At 61.4% G+C, this 17,898-nt stretch carries 17 protein-coding genes; 11 read left to right on the plus strand and 6 right to left on the minus strand.

Annotation, left to right across the window (positions count from 1 at the left end; all coding sequences use genetic code 11):
- Nucleotides 1–10: 10 nt before the first annotated feature.
- Nucleotides 11–592, minus strand: coding sequence for an RNA polymerase sigma factor RpoE (gene rpoE / locus Q8K09_RS15470; RefSeq protein ID WP_305255872.1), 582 nt, complete (start codon nucleotides 590–592; stop codon nucleotides 11–13).
- A 338-nt stretch (nucleotides 593–930) separates the two neighbouring features.
- On the opposite strand from rpoE, the gene nadB reads away from it, so the two are divergent.
- Nucleotides 931–2,547 carry an L-aspartate oxidase gene (nadB, locus tag Q8K09_RS15475; protein WP_305255873.1) on the plus strand — a complete coding sequence of 539 codons (1,617 nt, stop codon included), beginning with the start codon at nucleotides 931–933 and terminating at the stop codon, nucleotides 2,545–2,547.
- Here the strand turns inward: nadB and Q8K09_RS15480 are convergent.
- Both Q8K09_RS15480 and Q8K09_RS15485 read right to left on the minus strand, forming a co-directional pair.
- Nucleotides 2,516–2,968, minus strand: a complete 453-nt coding sequence (locus Q8K09_RS15480) for a protein YgfX (protein WP_305255874.1) — start codon at nucleotides 2,966–2,968, stop codon at nucleotides 2,516–2,518. The genes nadB and Q8K09_RS15480 overlap by 32 nt on opposite strands.
- Nucleotides 2,952–3,206, minus strand: a complete 255-nt coding sequence (locus Q8K09_RS15485) for a succinate dehydrogenase assembly factor 2 (RefSeq protein ID WP_305255875.1) — start codon at nucleotides 3,204–3,206, stop codon at nucleotides 2,952–2,954. Before Q8K09_RS15485 ends, Q8K09_RS15480 begins: the two co-directional genes overlap by 17 nt.
- A 213-nt stretch (nucleotides 3,207–3,419) precedes the next feature.
- On the opposite strand from Q8K09_RS15485, the gene Q8K09_RS15490 reads away from it, so the two are divergent.
- Nucleotides 3,420–4,361, plus strand: coding sequence for a folate-binding protein YgfZ (locus Q8K09_RS15490; RefSeq protein WP_305255876.1), 942 nt, complete (start codon nucleotides 3,420–3,422; stop codon nucleotides 4,359–4,361).
- Between the two features lie 40 nt (nucleotides 4,362–4,401).
- On the plus strand, nucleotides 4,402–5,238 hold the full coding sequence (locus tag Q8K09_RS15495) for an HDOD domain-containing protein (RefSeq protein ID WP_305255877.1): 837 nt from the start codon (nucleotides 4,402–4,404) through the stop codon (nucleotides 5,236–5,238).
- Between the two features lie 278 nt (nucleotides 5,239–5,516).
- On the opposite strand, the gene Q8K09_RS15500 is transcribed toward Q8K09_RS15495, so the two are convergent.
- Together Q8K09_RS15500 and Q8K09_RS15505 are read right to left on the minus strand one after the other, a co-directional pair.
- The gene (locus tag Q8K09_RS15500; RefSeq protein WP_305255878.1) at nucleotides 5,517–6,908 is read right to left on the minus strand and encodes a sensor histidine kinase; all 1,392 of its coding nucleotides are present in this window, start codon (nucleotides 6,906–6,908) and stop codon (nucleotides 5,517–5,519) included.
- Entirely contained in the window at nucleotides 6,901–7,572 is a 672-nt protein-coding gene (locus Q8K09_RS15505) for a response regulator (protein ID WP_305255891.1), read from the minus strand. Before Q8K09_RS15505 ends, Q8K09_RS15500 begins: the two co-directional genes overlap by 8 nt.
- Before the next feature lie 249 nt (nucleotides 7,573–7,821).
- Here Q8K09_RS15505 and Q8K09_RS15510 point away from each other — a divergent pair, with 249 nt between their 5' ends.
- From Q8K09_RS15510 to Q8K09_RS15535, 6 genes are all read left to right on the plus strand, one after another.
- Nucleotides 7,822–9,084, plus strand: coding sequence for an OprD family porin (locus Q8K09_RS15510; protein WP_305255879.1), 1,263 nt, complete (start codon nucleotides 7,822–7,824; stop codon nucleotides 9,082–9,084).
- A 29-nt stretch (nucleotides 9,085–9,113) separates the two neighbouring features.
- Nucleotides 9,114–10,094, plus strand: a complete 981-nt coding sequence (locus tag Q8K09_RS15515; protein ID WP_305255880.1) for a tripartite tricarboxylate transporter substrate binding protein — start codon at nucleotides 9,114–9,116, stop codon at nucleotides 10,092–10,094.
- A gap of 108 nt (nucleotides 10,095–10,202) precedes the next feature.
- Nucleotides 10,203–10,646, plus strand: a complete 444-nt coding sequence (locus Q8K09_RS15520; RefSeq protein WP_305255881.1) for a tripartite tricarboxylate transporter TctB family protein — start codon at nucleotides 10,203–10,205, stop codon at nucleotides 10,644–10,646.
- Nucleotide 10,647: 1 nt separating this feature from the next.
- Nucleotides 10,648–12,156, plus strand: coding sequence for a tripartite tricarboxylate transporter permease (locus Q8K09_RS15525; protein WP_305255882.1), 1,509 nt, complete (start codon nucleotides 10,648–10,650; stop codon nucleotides 12,154–12,156).
- On the plus strand, nucleotides 12,149–13,180 hold the full coding sequence (locus Q8K09_RS15530) for an AbrB family transcriptional regulator (RefSeq protein ID WP_305255883.1): 1,032 nt from the start codon (nucleotides 12,149–12,151) through the stop codon (nucleotides 13,178–13,180). Before Q8K09_RS15525 ends, Q8K09_RS15530 begins: the two co-directional genes overlap by 8 nt.
- A gap of 184 nt (nucleotides 13,181–13,364) precedes the next feature.
- Nucleotides 13,365–14,261, plus strand: coding sequence for a DUF6279 family lipoprotein (locus Q8K09_RS15535; protein WP_305255884.1), 897 nt, complete (start codon nucleotides 13,365–13,367; stop codon nucleotides 14,259–14,261).
- Here the strand turns inward: Q8K09_RS15535 and ung are convergent.
- Nucleotides 14,233–14,925, minus strand: coding sequence for a uracil-DNA glycosylase (gene ung / locus Q8K09_RS15540; RefSeq protein ID WP_305255885.1), 693 nt, complete (start codon nucleotides 14,923–14,925; stop codon nucleotides 14,233–14,235). The genes Q8K09_RS15535 and ung overlap by 29 nt on opposite strands.
- 334 nt (nucleotides 14,926–15,259) lie before the next feature.
- Between ung and Q8K09_RS15545 the strand changes: the two genes are divergently transcribed.
- Nucleotides 15,260–15,931 (plus strand): NifU family protein, encoded by a 672-nt coding sequence (locus tag Q8K09_RS15545; RefSeq protein WP_305255886.1) that lies wholly within the window; start codon nucleotides 15,260–15,262, stop codon nucleotides 15,929–15,931.
- The gene (locus Q8K09_RS15550) at nucleotides 15,928–17,721 is read left to right on the plus strand and encodes a YdiU family protein (protein WP_305255887.1); all 1,794 of its coding nucleotides are present in this window, start codon (nucleotides 15,928–15,930) and stop codon (nucleotides 17,719–17,721) included. Before Q8K09_RS15545 ends, Q8K09_RS15550 begins: the two co-directional genes overlap by 4 nt.
- Nucleotides 17,722–17,898 lie beyond the last annotated feature (177 nt).

The raw sequence follows: 17,898 nt of genomic DNA on the forward strand, positions 1-17,898 counted from the left end.
CGCCGCTGTCTTAACTGTCCTGCAACAGAGGCTGCAAGGACTTGTCTACGGCCTCGCGAGCTCGGAAAATTCGCGAACGCACTGTACCGACTGGACATTGCATGACGCTGGCAATGTCCTCATAACTGAGACCATCAAATTCACGCAAGGTTAGTGCTGTGCGCAAATCTTCTGGCAATTGCTGGATGGCACGGTGCACGGTGGCTTCGATTTCATCCCGCAGCAGCAGTCGTTCCGGGGATTCAATGTCCTTGAGGGCGTGATCGCCATCATAGAACTCTGCATCCTCGGCACTTACATCACTCTCTGGCGGGCGCCGACCACGCGACACCAGATGGTTTTTCGCCGTATTGATAGCGATACGGTACAGCCATGTATAAAACGCACTGTCTCCGCGAAAATTACCCAGCGCGCGATAAGCCTTGACGAAGGCTTCCTGCGCAACATCCTGCGCTTCATGGGTGTCGTGCACGAAACGCACGATCAACCCGAGAATCTTGTGCTGGTACTTCAATACCAGTAAATCGAATGCTCGCTTGTCACCGCGCTGCACACGTTCAACCAGTTGCTGATCTTCTTCCTGAGCTAGCATCAACACTCCTCATTAAGTCCGAAGGAGCGCAACACCAGCCAATCAATCGGCTTGCCAAGATAGACTCGGACGTTGCGCAAAAGTTCTCCCCTCCAAACAAGCTTCCTGCAGAACTCTTAATGTCCTGCACGGAGTGACGCAGCAGTGACCTGAAGCCCTACTGCGTAATAATCTTAGTAAACGTACCCGACAAACAGACACAAACCATTCTACGGGCGACCTTTTATGGAACCTGAACGTCTAAGAAAGTTCCCCAGCAGCACAGTAGGTCATAAGTCCGCTATTGTGCCGCCCACCCCCTCTATATACTAGGGCCCGCTTACTTGCGGGATCACGACATGAGCCAACACTACCAACACGACGTCCTGGTCATCGGCAGCGGAGCCGCAGGCCTTACCCTCGCACTGACCTTACCCGAGCACCTGCGCATTGCTGTGCTGAGCAAGGGCAATCTGGCCAATGGCTCGACATACTGGGCACAAGGTGGCGTGGCGGCGGTACTCGACGACACCGACACCGTCGACTCGCATGTCGAAGATACCCTCAATGCTGGCGCTGGTTTGTGCCGTGAGGACTCTGTGCGCTTCACTGTGGAACACAGCCGCGAAGCGATCCAATGGTTGATTGACCAGGGCGTGCCCTTCACCCGCGACGATCAGACCTCCCATGAAGACGGCAGCTTCGAGTTTCACCTGACCCGCGAAGGCGGTCATAGCCACCGACGCATCATCCACGCCGCCGACGCCACCGGTGCAGCGATCTTCAAGACTTTGCTCGAACAGGCAAAACTGCGGGGCAATATCGAACTGCTCGAACAGCGCGTGGCGGTTGACCTGATCACCGAACGTAAACTCGACCTGGCTGGTGAACGCTGCCTGGGCGCTTACGTACTCAATCGCACCAGCGGCGAGGTTGATACCTATGGTGCACGCTTCGTGATCCTCGCCACAGGTGGCGCGGCCAAGGTTTACCTGTACACCAGCAACCCGGACGGTGCTTGCGGCGACGGCATCGCCATGGCCTGGCGCGCCGGCTGTCGGGTCGGCAACCTGGAGTTCAACCAGTTCCACCCGACCTGCCTTTACCACCCGCAGGCCAAAAGCTTTCTGGTTACCGAAGCCCTGCGCGGTGAAGGTGCGCTGCTCAAGCTGCCTAACGGCGAGCGTTTCATGCAACGCTTCGATGAGCGCGCCGAACTGGCACCACGCGACATCGTCGCCCGCGCCATCGACCACGAGATGAAGCGTCTCGGCGTGGATTGCGTGTACCTGGATATCAGCCACAAACCGGCTGACTTCATCAAGACGCACTTCCCGACCGTGTATGAGCGCTGCCTCGACTTTGGTATCGACATCACCCGCGAGCCTATCCCGGTAGTACCGGCCGCACATTACACGTGCGGCGGCGTGGTCGTTGATCAGAGCGGACACACCGATGTACCGGGTCTGTACGCCATCGGCGAGACCAGTTTTACCGGTTTGCACGGGGCCAACCGCATGGCCAGCAACTCGCTACTGGAATGCTTCGTCTACGCCCGCTCGGCGGCGGCCGACATCGTGCAAAAGCTCAACGATGTGAGCGCACCGGCCAATCTGCCGACCTGGGATGCCAGCCAGGTCACAGACTCCGATGAAGACGTGATCATCGCGCACAACTGGGATGAGCTGCGGCGCTTCATGTGGGATTACGTCGGCATCGTGCGCACCAACAAGCGCCTGCAACGCGCCGAACACCGGGTGCGCCTGCTACTCGACGAGATCGATGAGTTTTACAGCAACTACAAAGTGAGCCGCGACCTGATCGAGCTGAGGAACCTGGCGCAGGTGGCCGAGCTGATGATCCGCTCAGCCATGGAACGCAAGGAATCTCGCGGCCTGCATTACACCCTGGACTATCCGCAGCAGTTGCCTGAGGCCAAGGATACTATTCTGCGGCCGCCCATCTACGGCGACTGAATTTCAGGCGCACGCGCAGACGCCTGTGCATATCTGCAGCCATGGCGTCATGCGGGATGCACAAGCCGCGCACCCAGCGTTCACCTGGCAGGCTGTAACGCAGCACCACGACCAGCGGTAACGCCAGGCTGTCGGGGCGTAATTGAATGGTCTGCCAGCCGCCCAAATCACTCCACAGCTGCCAACCCTCTGCCGTGCAGCGCAGCCCACTGAACGCGTGTGGCGCACTCAGCAAGATGTGCCGCGGCAATACCCAGGCGGCATGCCCAAGACACAGGGCAAGACCCAGCAACAGTGCCCACCATGCAATGCTGACAAGCAACAGACTGAGCAGCGCTAGCGCCTGGACGAAAGCATAGAGCAGCAGCAAGCGCCGCGACGGCTGCCAGCGGCACTCGAAGCTGTCACTTGGGCTGGACACGGTCCAGAATCATGCGAACCATGCGCTGCAACTCGGCATCTTCAGATTCGGCACGCTGCATAAACCAGCCAAACATGTCCTGATCTTCACACTCGAGCAGCTTGCGGTAACACTCGCGATCTTCGGCATCGAGGGTTGGATAAACCTCTTTGACGAACGGTACCAGCAGTACATCCAGTTCCAGCATGCCGCGACGGCTGTGCCAGTAGAGACGATTGAGTTCTGTCGAATCGACCATGGAGCGCTTCCTTGATAGAGCCTGGCGGGAATTGAGCGCAGGAGTATACCAGTCGGCCGCAAGACGGGTGGCCGCCCCTGCAAGCAATCAAGGGTGACTAGAAGTGCGCGCCACTCAAGCTTTTTCCCAGCTTTTAAACAAAGCCTGTAGCTTGAGGCTTATGGCTGCTTTTATGATGATGGCCCTAACGTTCACCCAGCGATTGTTTACCCTATGGCCGATTCCGCGTTTTTCTCCACCCTCAGCCACGAAGGCGTCCTCGCCGTTCGCGGTTCTGATGCGAGCAAACTCCTCCAGGGCCAACTGACCTGCAACCTCAATTACCTGAGCGCTACCCACTCCAGCCTCGGCGCCCGCTGCACCCCCAAAGGGCGCATGCTGTCGAGCTTCAGGATTGTCAGCGTAGCCGACGGCTTCCTGCTGGCGATGGCCAGTGAGCTGGTCGAGCCGCAACTGCTCGACTTGCAGAAATACGCCGCATTCAGCAAATCCAAACTGATCGACGAAAGTGCCGACTGGGTACGCTTTGGCCTGCAGGACGGCGACGCCGCGCTGGCCAGCCTCGGCCTCGACCTGCCCCGCGACGCCGATAGCGTTGCCCGCACCGACGATCTGCTGGCCGTGCGCCTGAGCGATGGCCGCGCCGAACTCTGGGCGCCGGCCAGCCAAGCCGAGAACCTGCACGCCCAACTGGACGCCCAGCTGGCGTACGCCCCACTCAATCAGTGGCTGCTGGCCCAGGTACGCGCCGGCATCGGCCAGGTGCTGGGTTCCACCCGCGAGCTGTTCATCCCGCAAATGCTCAACCTGCAGGCACTGGGCGGGGTCAGCTTCAAGAAAGGCTGCTACACCGGCCAGGAAATCGTCGCGCGCATGCAGTACCTCGGCAAGCTCAAGCGCCGCTTATATCGCCTGACCGTGGAAGGCGAAAGTCTCCCACTGCCGGCAACCGAACTATTTTCCCCAGAGCGCAACAGTAGCGTCGGTGAAGTGGTCCTGGCGGCGCAAAGCGACAGCGGCTTCGAGCTGCTCGCGGTATTGCTAGAGGACGCGGTCAGTGACGGACGCATTCACCTCGGCACACCGCAAGGCCTGCCGCTCAGGCTGCTCGACCTGCCCTACACCCTGGACAGCAACCGCGAAATCCAACGCTAACCACACTGCACCTGCAGCCGATGACTGAAGAGATCTGCCCATGAGCAAGCTTGCCGAGAAAGTCCAACAGGAACTGATCAAGGCCATCGACAACGATGATCTGGTATTGCCCACCCTGCCAGAGGTCGCCCTGAAAGTTCGTGAAGCGGCAGAAGACCCGGACATCGGTATTCCGCAGATCAGCAAGGTCATCGGCAACGATGCAGCACTGACCGCCCGCATCATCAAGGTAGTGAACAGCCCATTGCTGCGCACCAACAAGGAAATCACTGACCTGCAGATGGCCGTTAGCCGGCTGGGCATCAACTACACCTGCAACCTGGCGACCGGCCTGGCGATGGAGCAGATGTTCCAGGCCACCTCGGACATAGTCGACCGCAAGATGCGCGAAGTCTGGAACAAGAGCACGGAAATTGCCGGGATCTGCCACGTGCTGTGTAAACACTACACCCGCCTGATGCCGGATCAGGCAACCCTCGCCGGCCTGGTTCACCAGATTGGCGTATTGCCGATCCTGACTTACGCCGAAGACCACAACGAACTGCTGTCCGACTCGATCAGCCTCAACCACGTCATCGAGCAGATTCACCCGATGATCGGCGACAAGATCCTGCGTGCCTGGGACTTCCCCGAATTGATCGCCATGGTGCCGAGTCAACACCTGGATTTCACCCGCGACAGTGCCAAGGTCGACTACGTCGACATCGTCCAGGTTGCCATTCTGCAGAGCTACCTGGGCAGCCAACATCCGTATACCGAGATGGATTGGAGCCAGATCCCGGCATTCCGCAAACTGGGTCTGGACCCGCACCAGAACCTGAATGACAACGAAGACCTCTCCGCCGCCATGGAAGCGGCCATGGGCATGCTGCAGTAAAGCGCTCAGAGGTGGGACAGCCTGCCACTCCCGGACAGGCTCCTGGAGGGGCCGCCCCGTATACGACGCCGCGCTGTCGCGCAGCAAACCGAGGTGCGCGCGGGGCCAGCTGTCGTAGGAGCGGCTTCAGCCGCGAATTCTTCGCGGCACAGCAAAGCTTCGCGGCTGAAGCCGCTCCTACAGAAAACGTAATCATCAATAAATCAATGATATTCAGGTTGTTTGATAAGAGCTCGTGGAAGTATCGAGCGCCGTCACAAGCGCTCTTTCACGCCCTATCAAATAGGCTCGACAACAAACTCGACGCGCACCAGCAGCCCCTGCGGCAGGGCCTGATGCAGACTGATGCGCGCCTGGTGCGCGCGACAGATCTCGCCGACGATGGCCAAGCCCAGGCCCGCGCCAGAGCCTTGCACGCCGCGCCGATAAAAGCGCTCGAAAACCTTCTCGTGCTCCTCTAAAGGAATCCCAGGGCCATCGTCCTGAACCTCCAGGACACCTGGCGCCACCACCCGCAGGATCACATTGCCGCCGGCCGGGGTATGCGCCAGAGCGTTATCCACCAGGTTGCACAACAACTCATTGAGCAGGGTCGGCTCGCCGCGCAGCCACACCGGTTGTTCGGCCTCCAGCGCCAAGGAAATTCCGCGCGCGTGGGCCAACGGCGCCAACGCCAGCCCCAGCTCACGGGCCAACTGACTGAGGTCCAGCTGCTGTGCGCCACCCTCGGCAATCGCCCGCGCCCCACTTTCAATGCGCGCCAGCGAGAGCAGTTGATTGGCCAGCTGAGTCAGCCGATCGGTATTCTGCGCCGCTTCTTCCAGGGTGCTGCGCCAGGCGGCAGGTTCCTGCGCACGCAGACCCAGTTCGACCCGCGCCTTGAGCGCCGCCAGGGGCGTGCGCAGTTCGTGGGCAGCATCGGCGATGAATTGCGACTGACGCTCGAACAGGCCACGCAGACGTTCATTGAACTGATTCAAGGCACTCACCAGCGGACGCAACTCGCGTGGCAGCTCGGCATCCGGTAGCGGCCGCAGGTCGTCGCTGGCACGCGCGGCCACCGTCCGTCGCAACAGTTCCAGCGGACGCAGCGCGGCACTCACCGCCAGCCACACCAGCAGCAGTGCGCTGAACGCCAGCAAACACATGCGCCACAGCGTGCCAACCAATAACTGATGCGTCATACGTTCACGTGCGCCTAGCGTCTCGGCCACTCGAATCTCGGCAATACCATTGAGCAGGGGTTCGCTGACCGGTTGCAGCAGGCTGACCACGCGCACACCCTGACTGCGGTAGAAGCCATCGTAGAAACGCGCCAGCGCCGGGTAATCGTCGGTACGCGGAGTGCCGGCAGGCGCCGCCGGTAGATCGTCGTAACCGGAGACCAGTTGCCCACGCTGATCCAGCACTTGGTAGTAGATGCGCCCAACGCTGTCGTAGGCGAAGGTGTCCAGGGCGACATAGGGCACATTGGCCTTGAGCCTGCCGTCATCGGCATACAGACCCTGGGCGATCGCCCGTGCCGACGCCAGCAGGGTACGGTCATAGGCGGTGTCGGCGGCGCTCCGGGCACTCCAGTAAGCACTCAAACTGCTCACAACCAGAATCAGCGTCAACAGCAGCGCCAGACGCCGCAGCAGCCGCCCGCGCAGGCTACCGACTTCAGCCACCGACTGCCTCCAACAAATAACCCAGGCCACGGAAGGTAACAATGCGTGCGCCGCTGCCCTCGAGCTTCTTGCGCAGACGATGGACGTAGATCTCGATCGAGTCGGTGCTCGCTTCCTCGTCCAGACCAAACACCTGGGCCGCCAGTTGCTCCTTGCTCATCACCCGCCCCGGCCGGGCAATCATGGCTTCCAGCACCGCCTGCTCGCGCGAGGTCAGGCTAAGGCTTTCTCCTCCTGCACTGAAGCGCCGGGTACCCAGGTCATAGAGCAGTTGGCCGCAGCGCTGCTGCTGCTCGCCACCCAGCACGCTGCGCCGCAGCAGCGCCTTGACCCGCGCTTCCAGCTCGCTCAATTCAAAGGGTTTGGCCAGGTAATCATCGGCACCGAGGTTGAGGCCATGCACGCGATCCTTGACTTCGCCACGAGCGGTCAGCATCAGCACCGGCAGGGTCTTGCCCCGCTCACGCAAGCGCGCCAGCACCTGGAAACCATCGAGGCGTGGCAAGCCGATATCGAGAATCGCCAGGGCGTACTCCTCGCTGGCCAGGGCCAGATCGGCGGCCACTCCATCGTGCAGAACGTCCACCGTCCAGCCGGCGCTTTTCAGGGCCTGGGCTACGCTCGCCGCCAATTGCGGATGGTCTTCGACCAGCAGAATTCGCACCGCCACCTCCATCCAGATTCGAGTCAGATAATCATTATCGGCCACGCAGCCCGGGCCGCAGTTTACAGGCGTGCGGCGACCTGTGAATTAGCAAAATGCCGGCGCGCAACCACTGCAAAAAAATTCAACGCTGAAAGCTTGGTGAAAGCTTGACCTCATACGATCAGCGCCAGGTGGCTCGACCCACCTACCTGAACGGTCTGCACAGTGGTGTGCAGCCGTGACAAAAACAACAATGGAGACCACACGATGCCAATAGCATCACGTCAGGCACTGCTGCCTGTAAACCTGCTCAGCCTAGCCGTAACTGCAGCACTGCTCGCACCTGCTGCCCAGGCCGCGTTTGTCGAAGACAGCACAGCCAACCTGACCATGACCAATATCTACCTGAATCGTGATTTTCGCGAAGGCGATGGCCAGAACAAGCGCGAAGAATGGGGCCAGGGTTTCCTGCTGAATATTCAGTCGGGTTATACCGAGGGCACTGTTGGCTTCGGCCTTGATGCCATGGGCATGCTCGGCGTCAAGCTGGACTCCGGTGGCGGCCGCACTGGCACCGGCTTGTTGCCAGCGCGTGAAAGCGGCGGCGCACCGGACGAGTTCAGCCGCCTGGGCCTCACCGCCAAGGTCAAGCTCTCCGCCACCGAATTACGCTACGGCTCACATGTGCCTGATCTACCCGTGGTCAAGGCCAGTGACAGCCGTCTACTGCCCCAGGTGTTCGAAGGAGGCCTGCTGACCTCCAGCGAGCTGGATGGCCTGACCTTCACCGGCGGGCGTCTGGACAAGGTCATCGACCGCGCCTCAAGCAACTCCGAAGAGCTGGTGCTTAACAATAGGAATCGTCGTTTCGCCGGGGGCATCACAGCCGATTACCTGGACCTGCTGGGAGTTGACTACCAGTTCAACCCGAATATCAAAGGTCGCTACTTCCACGCCGAACTGGATGACATCTACCGGCAGAACTTCTTCAACCTGCTGGCCAGCTACCCCATGGGCGGCGGCACCCTGGCCAGCGACCTGCGCCTGATGCTGAGCGACGACAGCGGCGCGGCCAATGCCGGCAAGATTGACAACCGCGCACTCAACGGCGTGGTCAGCTATGCCCACAGCGGGCACAAGCTCAGCCTGGCCTACCAGAAGATGAGCGGCGACACCGGCTATGCCTATATCGACGGCAGCGATCCCTATTTGGTCAACGACTCCGCCAACGACTACGCCAACCCTGAAGAAAAATCCTGGTCGGCTCGCTACGATTACAATTTCGCCAGCCTCGGCCTGCCCGGCCTGAACGTCCTCGCCCGCTATATCAAGGGCAGTGACGCGAAGATTATCGGCAGCGACGAGCGCGGCGGCGAGTGGGAGCACAACTTCGAGGTCAAGTACGTGGTCCAGAGCGGCCCGGCGAAGAACCTTTACGTGCGCCTGCGTAACGCGAACCTGCGCTCCGACTTCGCCCGCGACTCGGACGAATACCGGATGGTCGTCGGCTACACGCTGCCGATCTGGTAATCCACAATAAGAATCTAGAGGAAACACCCATGAAAACTGCCTTTACCCGTATCGCCCTCGCCACCGCCTGCATGGCCTTCGCCGGTCAACTGCTGGCTGCCGAACCCAAGCGCCCCGAGTGCATCGCTCCGGCCAAGCCCGGCGGCGGCTTCGACCTGACCTGCAAACTGGCACAAAGCGGCTTGAAAGATGGCGGCCTGCTGAAAAAACCGATGCGCGTCACCTACATGCCCGGCGGTGTTGGCGCCGTTGCGTACAACGCGGTGATCGCCCAGCGCGCCGATGACCCAGGCACCATTGTCGCCTTCTCCAGCGGCTCCCTGCTCAACCTGGCCCAAGGCAAGTTCGGTCGTTACGACGAAACCGGCGTGCGCTGGCTAGCGGCGGTAGGCACCGACTATGGCGCCATTACCGTGCGTGCCGACTCGCCCTACCAGAGCCTCGATGACCTGGTACAGGCACTGAAGAAAGATCCGTCCAGCATCGTCTTCGGTGCGGGCGCCACCATCGGCGGCCAGGACTGGATGCAGACCGCGCTGATCGCTCGCCTGGCGGGTATCGATCCGAAGAACCTGCGTTATGTCGCCTTCGAAGGCGGCGGCGAAACCCTCACTGCCATGCTCGGCGGCCACGTACAGGTAACCAGCAGCGGCCTCGGTGAAGTCACCCCGCAACTGGAAGCGAAGAAGGTACGCATCCTCGCGGTACTCTCCGATGAACGCCTGCCGGGCAAGCTGGCCGAGATCCCCACCGCCAAGGAGCAAGGCTACGACATCACCTGGCCGGTGATCCGCGGTTTCTATGTCGGCCCAGAGGTCAGCGATGCGCAGTACGACTGGTGGAAACAGCAGTTCGATACCATGCTCGCCAGCGAAGACTTCGCCAAGCTGCGTGCACAGCGCGACCTGCTGCCACTGTCGGTGACTGGCGATGAACTGCAAGCCCTGGTCTTCAAGCAAGTCGAAGAATACAAGGTGCTAGCCGATGCCTTCGGCCTGATGCAGGAGTAAAACGCCAACACCCAGAACGTAGGATGGGTCGGGCCGCGCAGGTTGAGCGCAGCGATACCCATCCTAAGGTTCCTCGGTCTTCCCTGACCCTTGACTAGGTAACCCACCATGTACGTCCGCCTGTTCGCTGCGATCTGGCTGCTTTTCTGTGCCGGCCTCGCCGTCCTCGCCTGGGGTTTCCAGGCGCCGTTTGCCTACGACCCGGTTGGCCCCCGCGCCTACCCATTGTTACTGCTCAGCCTGATGGCTGTCGGTGCCGCTTGGCTGATTGCCAAGCCCGACCTGCTTGAGCAAGTACTCAACCCCCGCGCGATAAAGCGAGCCTGCCTGTGCATCGCCACCCTGCTTGCCTACGCCCTACTGTTTGAACCGCTTGGTTTCATCCTCAGCACCGCTCTGACCACCTTCACCCTTGGCCTGTTGTTCACCGGACGCCTGCTGCCCTGCGCCCTGAGCGGCACACTACTGGGCGTTCTGCTGTACGGCCTGTTCGACCTGCTGCTGGACGTACCTTTGCCGCTGGGTCTGCTTACCGTCTTCGTGGAGAATTGATATGGAAACGCTGAATTTCTTGATGCAGGGTTTCGACGTCGCCACCCGACCGGAAAATCTGATGGTCGCCCTGTTTGGCGCCTTCGTCGGCACCATCGTAGGCATGCTGCCAGGGCTAGGCCCGATCAACGGCGTGGCCCTCCTGCTGCCGCTGGCCTTCGCGCTCGGCCTGTCACCGGAAACCTCCCTGATCCTGCTCGCAGCCGTGTACCTCGGCTGCGAATACGGCGGACGCATCTCCGCCATTCTACTCAACGTACCAGGCTGCTCAGCCTCGGTGATGACCACCCTCGACGGGAATCCGCTGGCACGCCAAGGCAAGGCCGGTATCGCCCTGTCGCTATCGGCGGTCAGCTCCTTCACAGGCAGCATGATCGCCACCTGCGGCGTGGTGCTGTTCGCACCGATCCTGGCCAAGTGGGCAGTGGCCTTCGGTCCGGCCGAGTACTTCGTGCTGATGATCTTCGCCATCGCGTGCCTCGGCGGCATGGTTGGCGACAAGCCGGTCAAGACCCTGCTGGCGGCCCTGATCGGCCTTTCACTGGCAACAGTGGGCGTGGATTCAACCACCGGCGTTTACCGCTTCACCTTCGGCAGCGTCAGCCTGTCCGACGGTATCCAGTTCATCATCGTGGTGATCGGTTTCTTCAGTGTCAGCGAGATCCTGATCATGCTGGAGAAGACCCACGGCGGCCAGCAAGTTACCAAGGCTGGTGGGCGCCTGATGTTCAACTTCAAGGAGTACTGCTTTACCTTCTGGACCATGATCCGCAGTTCGCTCGCTGGCTTCGTCATCGGCGTACTGCCGGGTGCCGGCGCGACCATCGCCAGCGCCATGACCTACATGACCGAAAAGCGTATGGCCGGTGCTAGCGGCAAATTCGGCGAAGGCGACCTGCGCGGCCTGGCCGCACCGGAAGCGGCCAACAACGCCTCGGCCTGCGGCTCGCTGATCCCCATGCTGACCCTCGGCGTTCCTGGTTCAGGCACGACTGCGGTAATGATCGGCGCCCTGACCCTGTACAACATCACCCCAGGCCCATTGCTGTTCGAACAGCAGCCGGATGTGGTCTGGGGCCTGATCGCCTCGCTGTTCATCTGCAACGTGATCTTGCTGGTAATGAACCTTCCGCTGGTCGGCCTGTTCGCCCGCATGCTCAGCGTACCCAACTGGGTGCTGGTGCCGGCGATCACCGCGATCAGCATGGTCGGCGTCTATGCGGTGCACAGCACCACCTTCGACCTGGTACTGATGGTCGGCCTCGGTGTGTTCGGCTATATCCTGCGCAAGCTGGACTTCCCGTTGTCGGCGGTGATCCTCGGTTTCGTGCTCGGTGAGCTCATGGAAGACAACCTGCGCCGCGCCCTGTCGATCTCGGCAGGTGAACTGAGTATCCTCTGGAGCAGCCCGATCAGCCTCGTCATTTGGGCACTGACCGCACTGATGCTTGGCATGCCAGCCCTGCGCTGGTGGCGTGCGCGGCGCATCGCTCGAGTAGTTAATGCTTAATGCCTCAACCCTGACCCAGTGGCGTCGCTACTGGGCCACACCGCTGATCGGTTTGATCGGCGGTTACCTGGCCAGCCTGATCGGCTGGCCTTTGCCGTGGATCATTGGCCCATTGCTGGCAGTCATCGCCGCACGCTGCAGCGGCTGGCTGGTCACGGAAATCCCCGGTGGTCGAAAAACCGGGCAATGGCTGGTCGCCAGCGCCATCGGCCTGCACTTCACCAGCGAAGTGATGAGTGCACTGCTCAGCAACTTCGGCGTGATCCTGGCTGGCGCTCTAATCACCCTGCTACTCAGCCTGATCGGTATTGCCCTGTTGCGCCGCGCCGGGGTTGACCGGGCGACGGCGTTCTTTGCCAGCATGCCGGGCGGCGCCAGCGAAATGGTCAATCTGGCACGCCGCCACGACGCCCAGGTCGCCAGCGTCGCGGCGGCGCACAGCCTGCGCCTGCTGTTGGTGGTGCTGCTGATTCCGGCCATCTTCACCTGGAGCCTGCCGCCCATCGAACCGCCGCCAGCAGCCGAAGTGAACGGACTCTGGCTGGCCATCCTGCTACCGGCCGGCGCGCTACTGGCACTGCTCTGGGGCAAACTCAAGCAACCCAACCCCTGGATGCTCGGGCCACTGACCGTGTGCGCTGTCGCCAGCGTCAGCTTCGACTTGCACATCGGTTTACCGGACGGTCTCGGCCAGGCCGGCCAATGGCTGATCGGCTGCGCCCTGGGCTGCCACTTCGACCGCGGGTTCTTTCGCAATGCGCCAGGTTTTCTCGCGCGCATCCTGCTGTTCACCCTGCTCGCCATGGCCGGCGCCGCGCTACTGGCAACAGGCCTCGGCTGGCTGGCCAACGCAGACCAGAGTTCGCTGATGCTCGGCATGATGCCCGGCGGCATCACCGAACTGTGCCTGACTGCCGAGGCCCTGCACCTGTCGGTGGCGCTGGTCACCGCATTGCAGGTGCTGCGGCTGTTCCTGGTGATGTTCCTGGCCGAGCCGCTGTTCAGGCGGTGGCAGCGTAGCTAGCAATCTACCCGCACATATCGACCACGTTTAGCCCGCCTCGCGCGGGCTCTTTTTTAGCGCATATTTCAAACGGCCCTATGCCAGTCCGGGCGGGCGTAATCTGTGAGCCCGTGCCCAGCATCGCGTGACAGTTTCCAGGCACTAAGGTGCAAGCACTGACCGATCACACACCGAGGCAACCCGCATGAACCTGCCCCGCTGGCCCCTGATCAAAACCCTGCTCCTGCTGGTCGCCCTCAGCGTGCTATTGGCCGCCTGCAGCCGGGTCGGCCTGGCCTATCGCAACCTCGACTGGCTGATTCCCTGGCAGCTGGACGATTACCTGAGCCTGACCAGCACCCAGAAAACCTGGCTCAAGCCACGCTTGCAGTCCCACCTGGAGTGGCACTGCAGCAGCGAGTTACCGCGGTATATCGACTGGCTGCAGCGCAGTGAACGCCTGCTCAAGCAGACCAACCCCAGCGCGAGCCAACTGAGCGAACAGTTCGCCGAACTGGATGGCGCGCTCAAACGCGTCACGGCCGAAATCACCCCAACCGCCATCGAGCTGCTGCAAACCCTCAACCCCAGCCAAGTCGCCGACCTGTATGCCGTCCTCGATGAGGACAACCGCGAGGATCGCCTGGACTTTCTCGAACCGCCCCTGGCGACCCAGATCAGCCAACGCGCCGCGCGCATGCAGAAACGCCTGCGCCCCTGGTTTGGTCAGCTCAATGAGCTGCAGCAGGCACGTATCGGCGAGTGGGCACAAACGCTGGGTGAGCAAAATCGCCTGTGGCTGGACAACCGCCTGCGCTGGCAGACGGAATTGCGCACGGTGCTTGATGCACGGCGCAGCGCCGACTTCCCCCTGCGCCTGACGCATTTGCTGCAGGAGCGTGAAAGCGTCTACCAAGACGACTACCGCGCCGTCTACGCACGCTCACGGCAAGCAATGATCGAGCTATTCAGCGACCTGCTCGCAAGCGCCGACAACAAACAGCGCGAGCACCTCAGCGCTCGCCTGCGCGCGCTGCGTCGTGACCTTGCCGAGCAGGCCTGTGCGCCGGCATCTAGAGTGGCGGCAGGCGCCAGTCGATAGGCTGCATACCGTGCTGCACGAGAAATTTATTGCAGCGACTGAAGTGACCATTGCCGATAAAACCGCGATGGGCCGACAGCGGCGAGGGATGCGGCGAGCACAGCACCAGATGCTTGCTCGGGTCGATCAGGCGCGCTTTGCTCTGCGCATGCTTGCCCCACAGCAGAAAAACCAGGTGCGCAGCGTGCTGACTGACCACCTCGATCACCCGGTCGGTAAACACCCCCCAGCCCTTGTCCGCATGGGAGCCGGCAATGCCGCGTTCGACCGTCAACGAGGTGTTGAGCAACAGCACGCCCTGCTCAGCCCAGTGCTGCAAACAGCCGTGGGTAGCGATGTCGATATTCAGGTCGCGTTTCAGCTCCTTGTAGATATTCAGCAACGACGGCGGCGTGGCCACCCCTGGCTGCACCGAGAAGCACAGACCATGAGCCTGCTCCGGGCCGTGATAGGGATCCTGGCCGATGATCACCACCTTGACCCGCTCCAGCGGCGTGGAGTTGAGCGCATTGAAGATCAGCGCACCCGGCGGATAGACCTCCTTGCCGGCGGCCTTCTCTTGGCGCAGGAACTCGGCCAACTCCTGCATGTAGGGCTTGGCGAACTCCTCGCGCAAGGCCTCTTTCCAGCCGGCTTCGAGTTTGACGTTATCAGCGACGCTCATGCCTGAATCCTGCTTATCCCAACGGAGACGGCACGCTAAGGAAGCCGCACAAGCAAGTCAAGGCGAACGGCTACATACACGGCGCATTACTCGCAACGCCAGGCGTTATGTGGGGCAGCGGTATTTTCCGTGAGCGATGGTATCGAGACGCAGAGGTTGCAATTAGCGGTAGCGACCCAGGGCGGACGGTCGCGACAGGCTATAACCGGCCAGAGGCGGTCCTTCACGACAACCAGTTTTTTCTTGCAAGAAGTTCTGATCTGCTGGAGCGTATTCATCTGGACAGCATTAATGGCACTGGGCTAGGCGCGCGCGGCGACGTCGAGCCTTGAAGATGTCTGCGCGTCTGGCTGCCGAGCTGCCTGCGAGTTTGCCCGTGAGTCTGCCGGACAGCATGCCGGCGAGCATTCGTGCGCAGGTGTCACTGGCAGACCCCGACAGCTGCACGTTCGTGGTCAGCCACCCCGTGCATCCGGGCGGCCCGTTCTTTTTCGGCAATAAGCAGCGGGCCGCCGGTTCGCCGCTTGGTGAGCGACTGTTCGCACTGCTCGGCGTGGCCAACGTGCTGATTGCCGAGAACGTGCTGACCGTTGGCAAGGCACCGAGCGCCGCGTGGTCAGGGCTGAAAGCCAGCATCGGCACCGCCATCCGCACGCAGCTGTTGAGTGGCGTGCAGGCGATCTTGGAGGTGCATGTCCACAGCAGCACGCAAGGCAGGTCTGATGCAGCGCTTTATACGGTGGTTCAGGAGCTGCTGGACAAACAGGTGAATAAATCCATCGCCAATCACGGCGGCAAGATTTCGATTGTCGAGACTCTGCGCGGCAAGCTGTTTATCGTTATGAGCGGCGGCTGTCAGGGCTGCGCGTCCTCGCAGGTGACGCTGCGCCAGGGTTTCGACGTTATGCTGAAAAGAGTCGCCCCCGAAATCGAAGAAATTGTCGATACCACTCACCACGCAGCGGGCAAACAGCCGTTCTTCCCGCGCCAAGAGGTGCCCTTATGAGCAATCGACTCGCCCTAGAAAGCGTCGCAGCGTCTGCCGCCGTCGCCACGCTCGACGATCTCGCCACGTTGGCCAACTACTCGCTGATGGACACGCTCAACTGCGATCCTCAGGCGACAGCAGACGGCGACGACCATGCGCCGCGCCAAGTGTTCAGCGGCCACTATGTGCCGGTCAAACCCACGCCCATCGACTCCCCGGAGTACGTCGCACACAGCCAAAGCTTGTTCCGCGAACTGGGTTTTTCCGACAGCCTGGCGCAGTCGGCGGATTTCGTACGGATGTTTTCCGGCGACCTCAGCCAGGTTCCGCCGCCGCTGCGCAAGGTCGGCTGGGCGACGGGCTATGCACTGTCTATATACGGCAAAGAATATTACCAACAGTGCCCGTTCCGCACAGGCAACGGCTACGGCGACGGTCGCGCTGTGTCCGTGCTGGAGGCGGTGATCAACGGTCGCCGCTGGGAAATGCAGCTCAAAGGTGGCGGCCGCACGCCGTACTGCCGGGGTGGGGACGGTCGCGCCGTGTTGCGCTCGAGTGTCCGCGAGTTCCTCGCACAGGAGCACATGCATGCGCTCGGCGTGCCAACCTCGCGATCGCTGAGTTTGTACGTGTCGAAAAACGAGCAGGTCCAGCGGCCGTGGTACTCACCGGGCTCGTACGCGCAGGACCCCGACCGGCTGGTAACGGAGGCCGTCGCCATCACGACGCGGGTTGCGCCGTCATTTATTCGGGTCGGCCAACTCGAGCTGTTCGCTCGCCGTGCGCGCAAGCAGGAGCACCCGCAAGCGCTGCAGGAACTGGAGCAGTTGGTGTTGCACTTGATCGCGCGTGAGTACGCGGAGGTTATCGACCCGCAGCTTGGCACCCGCGCAAAAGTGCTGTTGCTGGCGCGTGCGTTCCGCAGCCGGCTGACCTCGCTGGTGGCCAACTGGATTCGCGTCGGCTATTGCCAGGGTAACTTCAACGGCGACAACTGCGCGGCAGGTGGTTTCACCCTCGACTACGGTCCGTTCGGGTTCTGCGAAGTGTTCGACCCGCACTACCAGCCGTGGACGGGTGGTGGAGAACACTTCGCGTTCCTCAATCAACCGGTGGCAGCGGAGCGCAACTTCCAGATGTTTTGCGCGGCCTTGCGGCCGTTGCTGAGCGCGCATCAGGGCGATCTTGATCAGGAATGCTTGGATCAGAACAGCTTGGTTCAGGACAGCCTGCAGCAGCTCGAGGAGATTCGCAGTGGCTTTGCGGCAGTGATGCAAACGCAAATGGAGCAGATGTGGGCGGCCAAACTGGGGCTGGATACGTTTCACCCCGCGTTGTTCAGCGAGCTGGAAACGCTTATGCGGCAAACGCCGGTCGATTACACCGTGTTCTTCCGCGAACTCTCGACGCTGCCTGACGACATGGGCCCACTGAAAAAAAGCTTCTATCCGGGCGCACAACAAAACAACGACGGGCTGCAGCAGCGTTGGTCCGAGTGGCTGACGTTATGGCAATCGTTGGTCGGCATCAGCAGTACCAGCAACACCAATACCGCAGCCCGCGACCGTGAGGCGCTGGCAAGACAGATGAAACGGGTCAACCCGAAATACACGCTGCGCGAGTGGTTTCTTGTGCCAGCGTATAACCACGCGAGCGCGGGCAACTACGCGCTGGTGCGCGAGTTGCAGGCCATCATGACCCAGCCCTACGCCGAACAGGCGCAGGCGGTGGAGGACGGCTACTACCGGCGCAAACCGGCTGAGTTCTTTAATGTCGGTGGCTTGTCGCATTTGAGCTGCTCGTCATAACGTCTCGTGGAAAAAGGGGAAGCGAAAAAGGGGACGCCCATTAGCCGACCCAACGTCAAGACTCAAAGCAACCCGCTCTGCTTTTAATAGCAGAGTGTTCCCAACCCCGAACCTGGTTAGTTGGCCGGTCGAACCCGTTTCCTCGTACATGGCTGCGACCGAGTCGCGCCAGTCACC

It is taken from the genome of Pseudomonas sp. (assembly GCF_030683065.1).
Classification (GTDB): domain Bacteria; phylum Pseudomonadota; class Gammaproteobacteria; order Pseudomonadales; family Pseudomonadaceae; genus Aquipseudomonas.

Bases quoted from the DNA above. Each gene is read 5' to 3' on its own strand.
- rpoE (WP_305255872.1), bottom strand. From the start codon at position 592: ATGCTAGCTCAGGAAGAAGATCAGCAACTGGTTGAACGTGTGCAGCGC.
- nadB (WP_305255873.1), top strand. From the start codon at position 931: ATGAGCCAACACTACCAACACGACGTCCTGGTCATCGGCAGCGGAGCC.
- Q8K09_RS15485 (WP_305255875.1), bottom strand. From the start codon at position 3,206: ATGGTCGATTCGACAGAACTCAATCGTCTCTACTGGCACAGCCGTCGC.
- Q8K09_RS15490 (WP_305255876.1), top strand. From the start codon at position 3,420: ATGGCCGATTCCGCGTTTTTCTCCACCCTCAGCCACGAAGGCGTCCTC.
- Q8K09_RS15495 (WP_305255877.1), top strand. From the start codon at position 4,402: ATGAGCAAGCTTGCCGAGAAAGTCCAACAGGAACTGATCAAGGCCATC.
- Q8K09_RS15510 (WP_305255879.1), top strand. From the start codon at position 7,822: ATGCCAATAGCATCACGTCAGGCACTGCTGCCTGTAAACCTGCTCAGC.
- Q8K09_RS15515 (WP_305255880.1), top strand. From the start codon at position 9,114: ATGAAAACTGCCTTTACCCGTATCGCCCTCGCCACCGCCTGCATGGCC.
- Q8K09_RS15520 (WP_305255881.1), top strand. From the start codon at position 10,203: ATGTACGTCCGCCTGTTCGCTGCGATCTGGCTGCTTTTCTGTGCCGGC.
- Q8K09_RS15525 (WP_305255882.1), top strand. From the start codon at position 10,648: ATGGAAACGCTGAATTTCTTGATGCAGGGTTTCGACGTCGCCACCCGA.
- Q8K09_RS15530 (WP_305255883.1), top strand. From the start codon at position 12,149: ATGCTTAATGCCTCAACCCTGACCCAGTGGCGTCGCTACTGGGCCACA.
- Q8K09_RS15535 (WP_305255884.1), top strand. From the start codon at position 13,365: ATGAACCTGCCCCGCTGGCCCCTGATCAAAACCCTGCTCCTGCTGGTC.
- ung (WP_305255885.1), bottom strand. From the start codon at position 14,925: ATGAGCGTCGCTGATAACGTCAAACTCGAAGCCGGCTGGAAAGAGGCC.
- Q8K09_RS15545 (WP_305255886.1), top strand. From the start codon at position 15,260: ATGTCTGCGCGTCTGGCTGCCGAGCTGCCTGCGAGTTTGCCCGTGAGT.
- Q8K09_RS15550 (WP_305255887.1), top strand. From the start codon at position 15,928: ATGAGCAATCGACTCGCCCTAGAAAGCGTCGCAGCGTCTGCCGCCGTC.